5 protein-coding genes are annotated in these 18,202 nt (G+C 62.8%); 3 read left to right on the top strand and 2 right to left on the bottom strand.

Annotated elements, in window-relative coordinates; genetic code table 11:
* Window positions 1–257 precede the first annotated feature (257 nt).
* Genes dsbD through dsbG form a run of 3 tightly spaced genes read left to right on the top strand, consistent with a single transcriptional unit; the run spans window position 258 to window position 3,606 of the window.
* Window positions 258–1,994: a protein-disulfide reductase DsbD gene (gene dsbD / locus ACA062_RS07330; RefSeq protein ID WP_497455807.1), complete on the top strand. Its 1,737-nt coding sequence runs from the start codon at window positions 258–260 to the stop codon at window positions 1,992–1,994.
* Window positions 1,994–2,860, top strand: a complete 867-nt coding sequence (locus ACA062_RS07325; protein ID WP_497455806.1) for a prolipoprotein diacylglyceryl transferase family protein — start codon at window positions 1,994–1,996, stop codon at window positions 2,858–2,860. The genes dsbD and ACA062_RS07325 overlap by 1 nt, the downstream gene beginning before the upstream one ends.
* A complete protein-coding gene (gene dsbG / locus ACA062_RS07320; RefSeq protein ID WP_497455805.1) occupies window positions 2,836–3,606 on the top strand; it encodes a thiol:disulfide interchange protein DsbG in 771 nt (256 codons plus the stop codon). The genes ACA062_RS07325 and dsbG overlap by 25 nt, the downstream gene beginning before the upstream one ends.
* Before the next feature lie 113 nt (window positions 3,607–3,719).
* Here dsbG and ACA062_RS07315 read toward each other — a convergent pair whose 3' ends face one another.
* Together ACA062_RS07315 and ACA062_RS07310 are read right to left on the bottom strand one after the other, a co-directional pair.
* Window positions 3,720–4,544 carry an alpha/beta fold hydrolase gene (locus ACA062_RS07315; protein WP_497455804.1) on the bottom strand — a complete coding sequence of 275 codons (825 nt, stop codon included), beginning with the start codon at window positions 4,542–4,544 and terminating at the stop codon, window positions 3,720–3,722.
* A 271-nt stretch (window positions 4,545–4,815) separates the two neighbouring features.
* Window positions 4,816–17,793 (bottom strand): non-ribosomal peptide synthetase, encoded by a 12,978-nt coding sequence (locus ACA062_RS07310; RefSeq protein ID WP_497455803.1) that lies wholly within the window; start codon window positions 17,791–17,793, stop codon window positions 4,816–4,818.
* Window positions 17,794–18,202: the final 409 nt, after the last annotated feature.

Here is an 18,202-nt window from a genome sequence, read left to right as displayed (position 1 = left end):
AAGAGCCGCAAAAGCGGTGTTGTATTTTTCAAAGAGCCGCGACGAGTAGTTAATAACCGGGGGCAATCGCTCCCCTATTATGATTATCCCGGAAGACGATCTCCTACAAGCCTGAAAAAAAATCGGTGACCACACCTGGCCCGGACTGCTACGCGACTGAGCTTTCAAGCCCCTGGCAGCAAACGCACGGCGGTTAATCACCGGTTAATCGCCGCCCGCCATCGTGCACCTCACTTGCACAGGGATAAGGCTTACCCATGCGTCGACTATTTCTGTTTTTCGTTATCCTGATCTCGGGCCTGGCCCAGGCAGGGACTGATCCGTTCGCGACCAAACCGGACTTTCTTCCCGTCGGCAAAGCGTTCGTTTTCACCTCTGAACGTCTCGAAAGCGGTGAAACCCAGCTTTATTGGCAGATCGCCGACAATTACTACCTCTATCAACAACGCCTGAAATTCGACGGATTGGCGCCGGAGTTCAAACCAGTGCTGCCCGAGGGCGAGTCGCACAGCGATGAGTTTTTCGGCGAGCAGCAAGTCTATCGCCAGGGCCTGGAGCTGAAGATTCCAGCGGGGGCCACGGGCCAGATCAAGGTGGGCTTCCAGGGCTGTGCCGATGCCGGCCTGTGTTATCCGCCGCAAACGCAGGTGGTGGATCTGGGTGGAAGCGCTGCCACATCGGCCGTTGACGAAGCACCCGATCAAGCCTTGGCCAGCGGCCTGCAACAGCGGGCACTGGGCTGGAGCCTACTGGTGTTCTTCGGTCTGGGGCTGCTGTTGGCCTTCACCCCTTGCACGCTCCCCATGCTGCCGATCCTCGCCGGTTTGATTGTCGGCAGTGGCGCCACGCCCCGACGCGGGTTTGCCTTGGCCAGCAGCTATGTGATCTGCATGGCGCTGGTGTATGCGGCGATGGGTGTACTGGCGGCCCTGCTTGGGGCAAATCTGCAGGCATTGCTGCAGAACCCATGGTTGCTGGGCACCTTCGCCGCGGTGTTTGTGTTGCTGGCGTTGCCGATGTTCGGATTCTTCGAGTTGCAATTGCCGGTAGCCGTGCGGGATCGCCTGGAAAATGTCTCTCGCAACCAGCGCGGAGGCAGCCTCATCGGCGCGGGTGTCCTGGGGGCCGTCTCCGGTTTGCTGGTGGGCCCCTGCATGACCGCTCCGTTGGCCGGCGCCCTGCTCTACATCGCGCAAAGCGGCAATGCGCTGCATGGCGGGCTGATTCTGTTCGCCATGGGCATCGGCATCGGCATCCCGCTGCTGTTGCTGGTGACGGTCGGCAATCGCTTCCTGCCTAAGCCTGGCGCGTGGATGAACCTGCTCAAAGGCGTGTTCGGTTTCCTGTTCCTCGCCACTGCGCTGCTGATGCTGCGTCCGGTGCTGGCCGAATCCCTGTGGATCGGTCTGTGGGGTGCATTGTTGTTGATCGCCGCCTACAGTGCCTGGAAACAGTCGGAGGGATTCGGGCGCGTCGCTCACCTGTTTGGTGCCAGTTCGCTGTTGCTGGGCTTATGGGGCAGCCTGCTGATGATCGGTGCCGCCGGCGGCAGCGATGATCTGTTCAAGCCGTTGCAGGTCTACAGCGCGACAAACCCGGGCAGCGCCGCAAGCCCTGTCGGTCACGACGCCTTCACCACCATCAACGACCCCGCCGCCCTGCAACGGGAGCTCGATGCGGCACAGGCACAAGGCCAATGGGTGCTGCTGGACTACTACGCCGATTGGTGTGTGTCGTGCAAGGTCATGGAAAAACAGGTGTTCGGCAAAGCCCATGTGCTGCAAGCCTTGAGCGACGTGCGCCTGCTACGTCTGGACGTCACCGCCGACAATGCCGCCAGCCGCGAATTGCTCACCCGGTATAAAGTGCCGGGGCCACCGAGCCTGCTGTGGATCGGCGCCGACGGCATCGAACGCCGCAGCCAGCGCATCACCGGCGAGGTCAATGCCGACACCTTCCTGCAACGTTGGACCATCACCCGAGACGCCCGTTAATGCTGACTTTTACCCTCGGCACCTTTGCCATTGCGCTCAATCACCTGCTGTTGATCAGCGCCTTGGTGCTGGCGACCTTTGTCGGCTGGCGGGTGGCCAAGCGCGGTGGCGAGAATCCCGAGTCGGCGCTGTTCAGTCTGTTCCTGGTGGGCATGCTGGCGGCGCGGGTGGGGTTTGTCGCCCTTTACTGGACCCATTATCGGGACGATCCGTGGCAGATGATCGACCTGCGTGACGGCGGTTTCCTGGCCTGGCCGGGGGTGATCGTGCTGCTGCTCGCTGCCTTGTACCGAGGCTGGCGTCGCCCTGGCTTGCGCCGCCCCCTGGGGTTTGGCGTGGCCAGCGGTCTGGCGTTCTGGCTGCTGGCAACGTACTCCCTGACGATTTACGAGCAAGGCACCCGCCTGCCGGACATCACCCTGCGCAATGCCGCGGGGGAAACCGTGCAACTGGCCGACTACAAGGGCGGCCCGCTGGTGATCAATCTGTGGGCCACCTGGTGCCCGCCCTGTCGCCGGGAAATGCCGGTGCTGGAAGAAGCCCAGCAACAACGTCCGGACCTGACCTTCCTGTTCGTCAACCAGGCCGAAAGCATGCAAAGCGTCAGCACCTATCTGGAAACCCAGGGCCTGAGCCTGTCCAACGTCCTGTTCGATGGCGGCGGCCGATTGGGCCAGGCCGTCGGCTCCATGGCATTGCCGACTACGCTGCTCTATAGCCCTGAAGGTCGCTTGCTGGGCAGCCATCTGGGAGAGCTGTCGGAAGCCAGCCTGGCCCGCGCCCTGGAAAGCTTCGACACCTCTAATCCTGCCACACCAGCCACTTCTTCAAGGAAACTGCCATGCCCCGCCTCCGCCACCTGTTAACGCTGACCCTGGGTGCCACCCTGCTGCACCTGCCGTCGGTGCAGGCTGCCGAAGAACTGCCCGAAGCGATCAAGAAGATCGAAGCCAAAGGTGCGAAAATCGTCGGCCAATTCGATGCCCCCGACGGTTTGCGCGGCTATGCGGCGCAGTACCAGAACCGGGGTATGGCACTGTACCTGACCCCGGATGGCAAGCATGTTCTGCTGGGCAATCTGTATGACGCCGAGGGCAATGACCTGAGCAGCGCGCCGTTGCAGAAGCTTGTTTATGCACCGATGGCGAAAGAAGTCTGGGCCAAACTGGAAACCAGCAACTGGATCGCTGACGGCAACAAAGACGCACCGCGGGTCGTCTATATGTTCAGCGATCCGAACTGCCCTTACTGCAATATGTTCTGGGAGCAGGCACGGCCGTGGGTGAAGGCCGGCAAGGTGCAGCTGCGCCACATCATGGTCGGCATCATCCGTGAAGACAGCCCGGGCAAATCGGCGGCGCTACTGGCGGCCAAGGACCCGCAGAAAGCTTTGCAGGACCATGAAGGCGCCGGCAAGGGCAGCTCGCTCAAGGCCTTGAAAGAAGTGCCGCCAGCGATTCAGGCGAAGCTTGCAGCGAACATGCAAATGATGGAAGAGCTGGAGTTGTCTGCTACCCCGGCGATTTTCTATATGGATGACAAGGGAGAGCTGCAACAGCAGCAAGGCGCGCCGTCGCCGGACAAATTGGTGAAGATTCTCGGGCCCAAGTAGGAGCGAGCTTGCTCGCGATGGTCGTCAACGATAACGCGTACTTTCAGGATGCACGCGTTGTCCTTGCGTTTTTCGCGAGCAAGCTCGCTCCTACAGGGGGCTGCGATGTTTTCTCAACGCTTCGCTGAATTGCTCTGGGCCAAAAACGTCAGCAGTTCATCTGTGACGAACTGCGGATTCTCCAGATTGGAGATATGCCCCGCCTCCGGCACCAGCACGTACGGGCAACCGATCAACTCGGCCATTTCCCTGGTTTCCGCCGGCGGCCGCGGTTGATCCTGGTCCCCACACATCAGCAGCGTGGTGTCAGCGTTCAGCCGGCATAGATCCGACAGCAGGTCATCCCGGCCAAACGTGATCCGCCCCATCGGCACGATGCTTGTGCGCAGACGATCCGAGGGCAGCGCCGCCAACGACGCATGGAATTTCTGATAAAACGCCGACTGCGGGTCGATATCGGGACGGAAGAAGATCGGCACAATGATATCCAGCAGCGGTGGCGTGATCATGCCGGCCTCTTCGATCTGCTTTAACAATGAGAAATAATATTCACGGGTCGGATCCGGCTCGTTACCGAGATAGGTGTCCATCAGCACCAGGCCGTTGATTCGCCCGGGCGCCGACAAGGCCAGGCGCGCGCCCCACATGCCTCCCACCGAAAGCCCCACCAGCGTGACGCGTTCGATGTCCAGATGATCGAGCAAGGCCAATCCCTGACGGGCGATGTCATCCAGTGAAGTGGTTGTTTGCGGTATTGGCCCGGACTCGCCATGGCCCCACAGGTCCGGTGCGATCACCCGGTAGTGTGGCGACAGGGCGGCAATCTGCGGCGCCCACATGGCCTGGTCCCACAGATAGCTGCCGGCCAGCAGCACTGCCGGGCCTGTGCCTTGATCGATGTAGTGAAGCGGTTGTCCATCTATTGTGACGAAGGGCATTGGCTGTTTCCTTGTGAAGTGCGGTTCACTAAAAGAGCAGAGGCAGCCTGAGCTGGCCGGAAACAGCAGTCAATCGCAAGAATGTACGCATTTGTACCGTGAGTTTTATGGAGTCTGGACTGACGCCATCGCGGGCAAGTCGGATCGCCGCACCGCCGCTCCCACAGGAATCGGTGGTGGACACATGATTTGTGACCAACATAGCTCCCTGTGGGAGCGAGCTTGCTCCGGGCGGCGTTCCGACGATGGGGCCGGTACAGACGCTAGAGAATCAAAGCCCCTCCAACTCCGCCATCAGATCATTGAGCCGATCGACCTTCTCCTCGGTGATATCGCTCGCCGCCAACCCTTCGATGTGCCCGGCCAATTCCTCCACCGTGCTGCACTCGAACATCGCGCGCAGCGGCACATCGCGTTGCAAAGTTTTCTGCACCCGCGAAGCAATCTGCGTCGCCAGCAGCGAATGCCCACCCAGCTCGAAGAAATTGTCACGAATGCCGACCTTCTCGACCTTCAGCACTTCGGCCCAGATACCTGCCAACGTCTGCTCAAGCGCATTACGCGGCGCCTGGTAGTCCTGGCTCTGCAACTGACCGATCTCCAGCGCCGGCAGGGCCTTGCGGTCGAGTTTGCCGTTGGCGTTGAGCGGCATCCGCTCGAGCCACAGCCAGTGCAGCGGCACCATGTATTCCGGCAGCTCGGCGCGCAGGCGTTGCTTGATGCGCTCCAGGCGTTCGGTCGGATCCAGCGCCGAGTCAGCCGCCACCAGGTAGCCCACCAGATGTTTGCCGTTCACCCCTTCCTGCACGCCGACCGCCGCTTCACGGACCTGTGGTTGCTCATGCAAACGGGCTTCGATTTCACCCAGTTCGATGCGGTAACCGCGAATCTTCACTTGATGGTCGATGCGACCGACGTACTCCAGCACGCCGTCACTGCGACGACGGGCCAGGTCACCGGTGCGATACAGGCGATCTGCACCAAACGGGTTCGGCACAAACACCTGCGCGGTGCGCATCGGGTCGCCGACATAACCGCGACCCACCCCGGTGCCAGCGACGCACAACTCGCCCACCGCACCCAAGGGCACCAATTCCAGCGCGCCATCGAGCAGGTACAAACGGTTGTTGTCGGTCGGCGTACCGATCGGCAAGTAACTGCCGCGCGTCGACGCCAAGTCCACACGGAAGAAGGCCACGTCATCCGAGCACTCCGCTGGGCCATAGGCATTCACCAGTCCGATGTCCGGGTAGCGCAGCAGCCATTGGTGCGCCAGTTCCGGTGGCATCGCTTCACCGGTTGGCAGCATCCAGCGCAGACCATCGAGGCTCATGCGTTCCTGGGCGAGCATGCCCTGGATCAGCGACGGCACGCTTTCCAGCACGGTGATGCCCTGGCTCTGGACGTGCGCCAGCAAACCTTGCGGGTCATGGGCGATGGTGTTCGGCACGATGTCCACCCGCGCCCCGAACAACGGCGCGGCGAGGAACTGCCAGACCGAGATGTCGAAGCTTTGCGAAGCGGTTTGTGCGATGACATCGGCCTCGTTCAGGTTCAGATACGGCACCTTGCTCAGCTGGTTATTCAGCATGCCGCGCTGCTCGACCATCACCCCCTTCGGCAATCCGGTGGAGCCCGAGGTGTAGATCACGTAGGCGAGGTTGTCCGGCCCGCTGTAGATGCCCGGATTGGCAATCGACACATCGCTCGCCTGAACATCTTCCCAGACCAGCAATCGCGGTCGATTGGCACAACCGAACTCATCCAGCAATGCCAGCGCCTGCTCGCGACAAGCTTGAGTGCAGACCAGCAACGGCGTACGGCTCAGGTCGATGATCCGGCTCAAACGCTGGCTCGGCAGTCCCGGATCCAGCGGCAGATAACCGGCGCCCGCCTTGAAGCTGCCGATGATCATGCCCAGCAGATCGAGGTTGCGATCGGCCAGCAACGCCACCGGCTGATCCAGCCCGACACCGGCGGCAAGCAGCGCATGGCCGAGACGATTGCTGCGTTGGTTCAGCGCAAGGTAACTGTGCTGCCGATCCAGGCAACTGGCGGCAATCCGTTGTGGATGCCGGGCGACCTGCGCTTCGAACAACTCGACGTAACTCTGCTCCAGCGGGTAATCGTGCTTGCTCTGGTTGCAGCCATGGATCAGGAAGTCCTGTTCCTCGGCACCCAACAGCGGCAGATCAGCCATGTCGCCATGGAAGCCTTCGACCAGCGCCAACAGCAAACGCTTGAACTCGCCGAGCATGCGCTCGATGGTCGACGCGTCGAAGTAACGCTGGTCGTAAGACAGGTGCAAGCCCAGGTCGTCGCCCGGATAGCACACCGCGGTCAGCGGGAAATTGGTGTGGGTACGGCCCGAATCCGAGGTCGCGTTGAGGCTTTGCGCACGGTCCAGTACCGAGACTTCCACCGGGGCGTTTTCGAACACGAACAGGCTGTCGAACAACGGCTGGCCCTTGGGCAGCTCGCTGTTTTCCTGAATGTTCACCAGCGGCAGGTACTCGTACTCGCGCAACTGCATGTTGCTGTCGAGCAAGCCGCTCAGCCACTGACGCACGCTGCAACGCTGATCGTCTTGCGGCATCTTTACCCGCAACGCGATGCTGTTGATAAACAGCCCGACCGTGCGCTGCATCTCGGGCATGTCCACCGGGCGCCCGGCCACGGTGACGCCGAACAGTACGTCGCGATCACCGCTCAAGCGCCGCAATACCAAGGCCCACGCCGCCTGGGCGAAGGTGTTGATGGTCAGCTGATGCGCCTGGGCCAGTTCGCGCAGTCGGGCGCCATCACGGGCATCTAGCCGGGTATGACGGTCGCCGACGAGCATGCCGCCGCTGTCACCGGCATGTTCGCGCAGGAACGGCCGGTCACTCGGAATCGGCGTGGTGCGTTCGAAGCCTTGCAGGTTGTGCTTCCACCATTGCCGCGCCTCGGCCAGGCTCTGGCGTTGCAGCCAGCCGATGTAATCGCGATAACGGGGTGGCACGGCCAACTGCGCTTCCCGGCCTTCGCCAAGGGCGCTGTAGATCTCGAAGAAGTCGTTCATCAGCAGCGAACGGCACCAGGCATCGATCAGGATGTGGTGGTTGCTCATCATGAACCAGTAGCGCGCCGCGCCGACCCGGATCAGACGCAGGTGGAACGGTGCCTGGTTGAGCAGATCGAAACCGGCCTCGCGCTCGCTTTTGAGCAGCGCCTGCAACCTCGGCTCTTGTTCGGTTTCAGCAATCGTCGTCCAGTCCAGATACTCGATCGGCGTGCTGCCCGGCTTGTGGATCACTTGCAGCATGTCTTCGCCGACGTTCCAGCAGAACGACGCACGCAAGGCTTCATGGCGAGCGATCACCGCCTGCCAGGCCTGGGCGAAACGCTGCGGGTCGAGCTCGCTGTTGATGCGATAACGGTCCTGCATGTAGTAGAGGCCGGTGCCCGGCTCCAGCAGGGTGTGCAGCAACATGCCTTCCTGCATCGGCGTCAGCGGGTAGACGTCTTCGATGACCGCGGCCGGAACCGGCAGCGCATCGAGTTGCGGCTGGGTCAGCCTGGCCAGCGGGAAGTCCGACGGCGTCAGGCCGCCCGCGTCGTCCTGCAGGCAATGCTCGATCAGGCTCTGCAGTTCACCGAGGTAGGCATCCGCCAGCGCTCCGATGGTCTGCGGATCATGACGTTCGCCGCTGAAGGTCCAGCGCAGCACCAGTTCACCGCCATACACCTGACTGTCGATGCTCAGCTCGTTGGGCAGCGGCGCTTTCGGGTCGTGCGCGGCGCCGACCGGTTCATCCAGCGGACGGAACAGTGCATCGTTGCCGAAACTCTGGTCGAACTGGCCGAGGTAGTTGAAGGTGACAGGCGCCACCGGCAGTGCAGCCATGGCCTGGCGGCAGGGTTCATCGGCCAGGTAGCGCAACACGCCATAACCCAGACCTTTGTGTGGCACTGCGCGCAGTTGTTCCTTGATCGCCTTGATCGAGGCGCCCTGCTCTTCCATTGGCATCAGGCGCAATGGATAAGCACTGGTGAACCAGCCAACGGTGCGGGTCAGGTCGATCTCGTCGAACAGGGTTTCGCGGCCGTGGCCTTCGAGTTGAATCAGCGCCGATTCGTGGCCACTCCAGCGGCACAGCACGCGGGCCAAAGCGGTCAGCAGCAAGTCGTTGACCTGGGTGCGATAGGCGCTCGGTGCCTGTTGCAGGAGTTGGCGAGTGCGCTCGACATCGAGGCGCACGCTGACGGTTTGCGCATGACGATTCTGCCGGCCACCCGCCGGTCGGTCGCACGGCAATTCAGCACGGTTACCGGCCAGTTGCGACTGCCACCAGCTCAACTCTTCGCGCAGGGATTCACTGCCGGCATACGCTTGCAAACGTGCCGCCCAGTCCTTGAATGCACTGGTTTTTGCCGGCAGTTTGACGGACTGTCGAGCATCCAGTTGGCGATACACCGTTTGCAGATCGTCCAGCAACAGCCGCCACGAAACCCCGTCCACCACCAGGTGGTGAATGGCGATGAACAACCGCTGTTGCGCCTCGGGACCATCGACCAGCAGCGCGCGCATCAGCGGCCCTTCCTCAAGGTCGAGGCTGCGCTGGGCATCGGCGAAGAGTGCCGCGCATTTGTCCATGGACGAAACGCGTACTTGCCACAGCACCGGCGCGTCGCAAATCGCTTGGTGCCCGGCCTGCCATTGGCCTGCATATTCAGCGAAACGCAGACGCAAGGCGTCGTGCTGTTCGATCACGGCCAGCAGCGCTTGCTCCAGGCGATGGGGCTCCAGCGCCACAGTGGGTTCCAGCAGCAACGCCTGGTTCCAGTGCTGACGCTGCGGGATGTCGGTGTCGAAGAACCAGTGCTGGATCGGCGTCAACCGCGACTCGCCGGTGATCAGACCTTGTTCGGCGCTGAGCTGCCCGACACGGGTCGCCACGGCCGCCAGGGTCTGCACGGTCTGGTGCTGGAACAAGTCCCGCGGGCTGAAGTGAATGCCCTGCTGCCGCGCCCGGCTGACCACCTGGATCGACAGAATCGAGTCGCCGCCCAGTTCGAAGAAGTTGTCGTTGAGCCCCACCTCCTCGACGTTCAGCACTTCGCACCAGATATCGGCCAGGGTCAGTTCAAGTACGTTACTCGGTGCCACGTACTGCTGGCGGTTCTGTTCCGGATCCGGTGCCGGCAGTGCGCGGCGGTCGAGTTTGCCGTTGGCGGTCAGCGGCCATTGAGCCAGCAAGGTCAGGTGCGCAGGCACCATGTAATCCGGCAGTTGCGCTTTGAGGTGCGCCTTGAGGGATTCGCGCAGCTCGGCTTGTTGCCTTTCGTCCTGCTCGGCGAACTCGGTGACAACGTAGCCGACCAGTTGCTTGCCACTCGGCGCATCGAGCGCCAACACCACCGCTTCACGGACGGATTGGTGTTCCAGCAGTCGGGTTTCGATTTCGCCCAGTTCGATGCGGAAGCCGCGAATTTTCACTTGATGGTCAATACGCCCCAGGTACTCCACCAGACCCTCGGCGCACTGACGCACCAGGTCGCCGGTGCGGTACAGACGCCCGCCATTGGCGGCGAACGGATCGGCGACAAAACGCTCGGCGGTCATGCCCGGACGCTGGTGATAACCCTGCGCCAGACCGGCGCCGCCGACATACAACTCGCCGGTCGCGCCTTGCGGCACCAACGCCAGATCCGCGTCGAGGATGTAGGCCACGCGAGCGCCGATCACACTGCCGATCGGCACGCTGCCCAGGCCCTCGTCCAACTGTTCCGGCGCCAGGCTGGCCAGCGGCATGACCACGGTTTCGGTCGGGCCGTAGGCGTTGAAGAACAGGCTCGGCTTGAACGCCGCGCGGATTCGCTGCAAGTGTTCGCCGGTCAGGGCTTCGCCGCCGGTGATGCACATGCGCACCGGCAGCGTCTCGTTTCGAGTCGCCAGCCATTGCGCCAACTGGCTGCCGTAGCTCGGAGTGAAGCCGAGGATGTTGATGCGGTGGCGGCGAATCAGACCGCAGATTTCTTCCGCGTCCCACTGGCCTTGGGCACGCAGGACAACCTGGGCGCCGCTCAACAACGGCACCAGCAAACGCTCGGTGGCCGCGTCGAAGTTGATCGAGTAGAAGTGCAGCTCGCAATCGTCGGGGCGCATGCCGAAACGTTCGATCACGGCGCGACAGTGCATGGCGATTTCGCCGTGGGACACCACCACGCCTTTGGGTTTGCCGGTGGAGCCGGAGGTGTAGATCAGGTAGGCCTGATGTTGCGGCAGGCTGATAAACGGCAGCTCGCTGGCCGGGCAGTTGACCAGTTCGGCGGAGTCTTCTTCCAGGCACCATTGGGCGACACTAACCGGCAGCTCGCCAAGCGCATCGAACATCGCCGCATTGCTGAGCAGTAAACCGATGCCGCTGTCTTCGATCATGTAGTGCAGGCGATCCAGCGGGTACTCCGGGTCCAGCGGCACGTAGGCGCCGCCCGCCTTGAGGATCGCCAGCAAGCCGACGACCATTTCCAGTGAACGCTCAAGTGCCAGGCCCACTCGGACCTGCGGGCCAACCCCTCGTTCGCGGAGCATCCAGGCCAGGCGATTGGCGCGGCTGTCGAGTTCGGCGTAGCTCAGGGTGTTGCCGGCAAAGGTCAGTGCCGGCGCATCCTTGCGCACCAGCGCCTGCTCGCTGAACAGGTGATGGATGCACTGATCCAGGCGGTGCTCGCCCGGTTCGACGCCGAGGCTGTCGAGCAGGTGTTGCTGTTCGCTCGCGTCCAGCAAGGGCAGCTCACTGAGGCGCTGTTGCGGATCGGCCAGCAGCGCTTCCAGCAGATTGCGCCAATGCCCGGCCATGCGCGCAATGCGCGGTTCGTCGAACAGGTCGGTGCTGTAGGTCAGGCAGCAACCCAGGCGGTGGTCGAGGTCGGTGACTTCCAGGTTGAGGTCGAACTTGGTCGCCCGGGCATCGTTGGCGAGGTACTCGACGGTCATGCCGGCCAGGGTACGGCTCTGCTGGAACTCCCAGCGCTGTACGTTGCACATCACCTGGAACAGCGGGTTGTACGCAGCGCTGCGCGGTGGCTGCAAGGCCTCGACCAGATGGTCGAACGGCAGGTCCTGATGGGACTGGCCCTCGATCACCCTGTGGCGAACCTGCTCGAACAATTGCGCCACGGACATCTGGCCGTCGAGCTGGCAACGCAGGACTTGGGTGTTGAGGAACGCACCGATCAGCCCTTCGCTTTCCGGACGAATCCGGTTGGCGACAGGGGCACCGATGCGCAAGTCGTTCTGGCCGCTGTAGCGGTAAAGCAGCACGGCCAGCGCGGCGGTCATGGTCATGAACAGGGTCAGGCCATGGTGTGCGTTGAAGGCGCGAACCCGGGCGGCCAGCTCATCGCTGAGGTCAAAACGAAACAGTTCGCCCCGATGACTTTGCACCGGCGGCCGCGGTCGGTCAGCGGGCAATTCCAGCAGCGGATGTTCGCGGCCCAATTGTGCGGTCCAGTAGTCGAGCTGGCGCTGACGTTCACCGGACTCCAGCCACTGGCGCTGCCAGACGCTGTAATCCAGGTACTGTACCGGCAGCGGTGCCAGCGGCGATTCGCGGTCCTCGACAAAGGCTTCGTACAGCGCGCTCAGCTCACGGGCGAAGATGTCCATCGCCCAGCCTTCGGTGACGATGTGGTGCAGGGTCAGGACCAGGTAATGTTCCTGCTCGGCGGTCTTGACCAGGCAGGCGCGCAGCAGCGGCCCGGTTTCCAGATCGAATGGCGTGTGGGCTTCGCTGTCGGCCAGTTGCTGGACCCGTTGCTCACGGCTGTCGGCATCCAGCGCCGAGAAATCTTTGCAGTCCATGCGCAGGCCGGTGTCGGCCTGAACCTGTTGCCGGGCCACGCCATCGACGCTCGGGAAGGTGGTGCGCAGGGTTTCGTGGCGCATGATCAGCGCTTGCAATGCCGCCTCGAAACGCCCGACGTCGAGTACCCCGCGCAGCCGCGCCATGCCACCGACGTTATAGGCCGGGCTGTCCGGTTCCAGCTGCCAGAGGAACCACATGCGCTGCTGGGAGTAAGACAACGGTACCGGTTGGCTGCGGTCGACTGTCTCGATCGGTGGCTGCTTATTCGTGTTGCCGCTGGCTTGAATCAACTGCACCTGCTCGGCAAACGCCCCCAGTTCTCTGTGCTCGAACAACACCCGCAGCGGCAACTCGACGTCGCAGGCCTGACGGGTACGGGAAATGATTTGCGTGGCCAGCAGCGAGTGGCCGCCGAGGGCAAAGAAATCGTCACGCAGACCGATCTGCGCAAGGCCCAGGACCTCACGCCAGATGCCGGCGATTTGCTGTTCCAGCGCGGTGACCGGTGCGACGTGTTCGCTGGCTTGCCACTGGGGTTGCGGCAAGGCGCGACGGTCGAGTTTGCCGCTTGGGCCGAGGGGCATTGCGTCCAGCCGCATCAACTGCGCCGGGACCATGTATTCAGGTAACTCGGCGGCCAGCACGGTTTTCAGGCGCGCGGTTTGAGCCTCTTCGGTTTCGCTGGTTTGCGAAGCGGTGTAGTAACCGATCAACTGTCCGCCGGCCGCGGTTTCGCGCACCACCACGACTGCCTGAGCGACACCGTCCTGTACCAGCAAACGCGCCTGGATTTCTTCCGGTTCCACGCGAAAGCCGCGCAGTTTGACCTGCTGATCGAGACGACCGAGGTAGTCGATCACACCATCGGCAGTCCAGCGTGCACGGTCGCCAGTGCGATACAGACGGGCACCCGGCTCGCCCAGCGGATCGACGACGAAGCGTTCGGCGGTCAGGCCTGGACGGCCCAGATAGCCTCGGGCCAGGCCGATGCCGCTGATGCACAGTTCGCCCGGCACACCGGCCGGAACCGGATTGAGTTCAGCGTCCAGCACGCGGCACACCACGTTGCCCAGCGGACGCCCGATCGGCGAGCGTTCGCCATCGGCGGCTGTGCACGGCCAATGAGTGACGTTGATCGCTGTTTCCGTCGGGCCATAGCGGTTGTGCAATTGCACCACCGGCAGGTGTGCCAGCACCCGGTTGCGCAGCTCTGCGGGCAAGGCTTCACCGCCGGAAAATACACGACGCAGGCTGGTACATCCGGCGCTCAGCGGCTCGTCGATGAACAACGCCAGCAACGGTGGCACGAAGTGCAGCGTGGTCACGCCGTACGTTTGAACGAGTTGCGCAATGCGGTGCGGATCACGGTGTTCGCCGGGACCGGCAAGCAGCAACCGGCTGCCGGTGATCAGCGGCCAGAAGCATTCCCACACCGACACGTCGAAGCTGACCGGCGCTTTTTGCATCAGCACGTCGGTGTCGTTCAGGCGATAGGTGTCCTGCATCCATTGCAGGCGTTCGGCGAGGGCCGCGTGGGTGTTGCCTACGCCCTTGGGCTGACCGGTGGAACCGGAGGTGTAAATCACGTAGGCAAGGTTGTCGCCGTGCACGTGCAGGCCCGGCGCATGGCTCGGCCAGCCATCCAGATGCAAAGCGTCCATGGCGATTACGCTGACACCGTCGGCAGCCGGCAAACGGTCGAGCAATCCGGTCTGGGTCAGCAGCAATTCGACGCCGCTGTCGTTGAGCATGTAAGCCAGGCGTTCGGCCGGGTAATCCGGGTCCAGCGGCACATAGGCGCCGCCGGCCTTGATAATCGCCAGCAGACCGATCAGCAGTTGCGGCGAACGCTCGGCGGCAATCGCTACACACACATCCGGCCCGACACCTTTGTCGCGCAGGTAATGGGCCAGGCGGTTGGCCTGGCTGTGCAGCTCGGCGAAGTCCAGTTGGCCGCCGTCCCACATCAACGCGACGCGCTCGGGAGTCAGGCGCGCCTGTTCGTGGAGCAACTGCGGCAACCATTGGCTGGCCGGGGTGCACGGTGCCGCGCTCCAGGCAGTTTGCTGATCGTACTCACCGGGCGTCAGCAGTTGCAGGTCGGCGATGGCAGTTTTCGGTTGCGCGCAGACGGCCCGCAGCAGGTTGCTGAAATGCTCGGCCAGACGCTCGATGGTGGCGGCATCAAACAGTTCGCTGGCGTAGTCGAAGGACAGGCTCAGGCGACCGTTGCGGTCTTCCTCACTGTGCAGTTGCAGATCGAACTTGGCTTCGCGGCTGTGCCATGGCAGTTCTTCGGCGAGCAGCCCGGGCAGTCGTTTCAATGCGCCGAGGTCGCGTTGCTGGTGGTTGAACATGACCTGGAACAAGCCTTGTTCGCGGGCTTGCGCGAAGGCTTGGAGCAGTTGTTCGAACGGCAGGTCCTGATGCGCTTGTGCACCCAGCGCGGCCTGACGGGTCTGCGCCAGCAGTTCAACGAATGGCTGGCGCGGATCGACCTCGGCGCGCAGCACCTGGGTGTTGATGAAGAAGCCGATCAGGCCCTGGGTTTCCAGGCGCGGACGGTTGGCGTTGGGCACACCGATGCGGATGTCGCGTTGGCCGCTGTAGCGGTGCAGCAGGCTCTGGAAGGCGGTGAGCAACAGCATGAAAGTGGTCGATTCATGGGCCTGGGCGGTCTGGCGAATGGCATCGCTCAACGTTGCGCCAAGCTTTATGGAATGACGGGCAGCACTGTGGTTGTGTTGCGTCGAGCGCGGGTGGTCGGTGGCCAGGCTCAGTGTCGGATGCTCATCGCCCAACCGGGCTTTCCAGTAGGCCAGTTGCCGCTCGCCCTCCCCTTGCGCCAGCCATTGGCGCTGCCAGCTGGCGTAGTCGGCATAGTGCGTGATCAATGCCGCAAGCGTCGCTGTTTGTCCCTGGGAAGCGGCAGCGTACAGGCGCGAGAACTCGTCGATCAGCACGTTCAGCGACCAGCCATCGGCGATGATGTGGTGCAGCGTCACCAGCAACTGGTGATCCTCATCATCGAGGCGCACCAGCGTCACCCGCAGCAGCGGGCCCTTCTCCAGCTCGAACCGGGTGCGGGCCTGGTCCTCACGGATTTGCAGCGCGCGGGCTTCGCGCTCGGTGGCTGGCAGGTCGCTGATATCGATCAATTGCAGATTGAATTCGGCGGCGGAATCGACCTGCTGCAGTGCCACGCCGTCACGTTCGAAGAAGCGTGTGCGCAAGGATTCGTGACGCTCGATCAGTTGTTGGAAACTGGCGCGCAACGCGTCTTGATCCAGCTCGCCGCGAAGGCGCAAGGCACCGGGAATGTTGTAGGCACTGCTCTGCGGGTCCAGTTGCCAGGTGATCCACAGACGGTTTTGCGCCAGGGATTGCGGCATGGCTTCGCTGCGCGACAGTGGGGTGATCGAGCCTTGGGCCAGGCCGCCGTTCTGTTGCTGCGTAGCGACTGCGGTGGCAAACGCGCCAAGGGTCGGCGCTTCGAACAACAGGCGCAGGTTCAGTTCCAGGTCAAGTTCTTCGCGCAGACGCGCGACCACTTGCGTGGCGGCGATGGAGTTGCCGCCCAACAGGAAAAAGTGATCGTCGGCTTTGACCTGTTTGATCTGCAGTTGCTCGCACCAGATCTGGCCGATCAGGGTTTGCAATTCAGAGCCCGACTCGGTTTGCGCCTCACGCTCGCTGGCCTCCGTCGGGAACAGCGCATAACTGTCGAGGCTGCCGTCCGCCAGACGATCGCGGCACGCCGAGCGTTGCAGTTTGCCGCTGGAGGTCTTGGGCAGCGCACCCGGATTGAGCAGCACCACCACGCCCGGCGCCTCCTGATACGCCTCGGCCACCGCCTGGCGAATGGCTTTGATCAACGCCTCGGGCGCGAGGATTTTTTGCACGCTACGGCTGATTTCCGCCGCGATGCCGATGCCTTCCTGCCCTTCGATGTTCACGGCGAAAGCGGCGACGCGACCTTTGCGCACCACTTCCACTTCGCGCTCGATAGTCTGTTCGATGTCCTGCGGATAGAGGTTGTGCCCCCGCACGATCAGCAGGTCTTTCAGGCGCCCGGTGATGAACAGTTCACCGTCACGCATAAAGCCCAGGTCGCCGGTGCGCAGCCAGGTACGGTCGTTGTGTTGCACGAAAGTCCTGGCGCTGGCTTCGGGATTGCGCCAGTAGCCGTGGGCGATGCTCGGACCGCAAGCCCAGACTTCGCCGACGGTATTGCCGGCCAGCTCGTTGAGCGCCGAGGGATCGACGATCAGTATGGCGTGATCCGGTTGGCCGATGCCGCAGCTCATGATCGCGCTACCCTCGCCCGGCTCGACACGGTTTTGCGCCAAGGCCTGATCGTCCACCCGCAGGTTGCCGATACCCTGGCTGCGAGGGCTGCCGGCGACGAACAGCGTGGCTTCGGCCAGGCCATAGGACGCCATGAAACTGTCCGGGGTAAAACCGCTCGCCGCGAACTTCTCGGCAAAGCGCTCCAGCGTGTCGAGGCGAATCGGTTCCGAGCCGGAATACGCCACGCGCCAACCGCTCAGGTCGAGGCGCGCCAGGGCCGATTCGCTGACCCGCTCGCTGCACAACCGATAGGCAAAATCCGGCCCGCCGCTGATGGTGCCGCCGTATTCGCTGATCGCTTCCAGCCAGCGCAACGGCCGACCGAGGAAGTAGGCCGGCGACATCAGGATGCACGGCACGCCGCTGAAAATCGGCTGCAGCAGACCGCCGATCAGACCCATGTCGTGGTACAGCGGTAACCAGCTGACGATCACATCGTCAGGGTTCAGATCGATGCCGAAGCCATGGCGAATCAGCAATTCGTTCGCCACCAGGTTGCCGTGGCTGACTTGCACACCTTTAGGCAAGGCGGTGGAGCCGGAGGTGTATTGCAGGAAGGCGATGTGATCGTCTTGCAGGTCCGGCTCGACCCATCGCTCGGCCAGGGCGCTGTCGAGGGTATCGACGCACAACAGCGGCGGTGCGCCTTCGATGTGCAACAACGAATCCCGCAGGCCGGCGCTGGTCAGCAACAGACGCGGTCCGGCATCGCTGATGATCGACAGCAGGCGCTCCTGATGATGACGACGGGTCGATTCCGGTGGATAGGCCGGCACCGCGATGACACCTGCGTACAGACAACCAAAAAACGCCGCGACGTAATCCGGGCCACTGGGGAACAGCAGCACCGCGCGATCGCCAAACTCGGCCTCAGCCTGCAACGCGCCGGCAATGACGCGTGCCCGCTGGTCCAGTTCGCGATAACTGAGCACCACAGCCTGATCCTCGGTTTCGGCGAGAAAACGCAAGGCTACCCGGTCCGGCGTCAGGGCCGCGCGGCGCTGAAGGGATTGGACCAGTGTGCTGGGGAGTTCGAACGCGTCGGTCATGGGGTTTCCTGCCTGAATTCGGCTGTAGGAGCGAGCTTGCTCGCGAAAAACCGGAGAACGCCGCGGGGTGTCAGGTACCCATCGTCATCGTTAACGACCTTCGCGAGCGAGCTCGCTCCTACAGGGTTATGAGGATTGCGCTGTGCTATTCACCAATGAGAACGGATGACGTCTGCAAATAATTAGTCGGCGGGCCGGATCGCCAACCCCGCTGCGGTGTCGCAAGCGAGCATCGCAAGCGAGCGTCCGCAAGCGAGCACAACAGCGTGTCGCAGTTCTCACTCTGCACCTTTGGGGAGCATTAATTCTCTTTCTCAATTGACAATCATTATCATTCAACATAATTTGTCGCTCGATGTGTAGGACGGCACCGGTCTCCCAGGCGTCCCACTAACCTATTTGCAGCAGG

Source organism: Pseudomonas sp. LBUM1679 (assembly GCF_059695565.1).
Note: the sequence above shows the minus strand (reverse complement) of the source record. Positions and strands in the feature narration are given on the sequence as shown.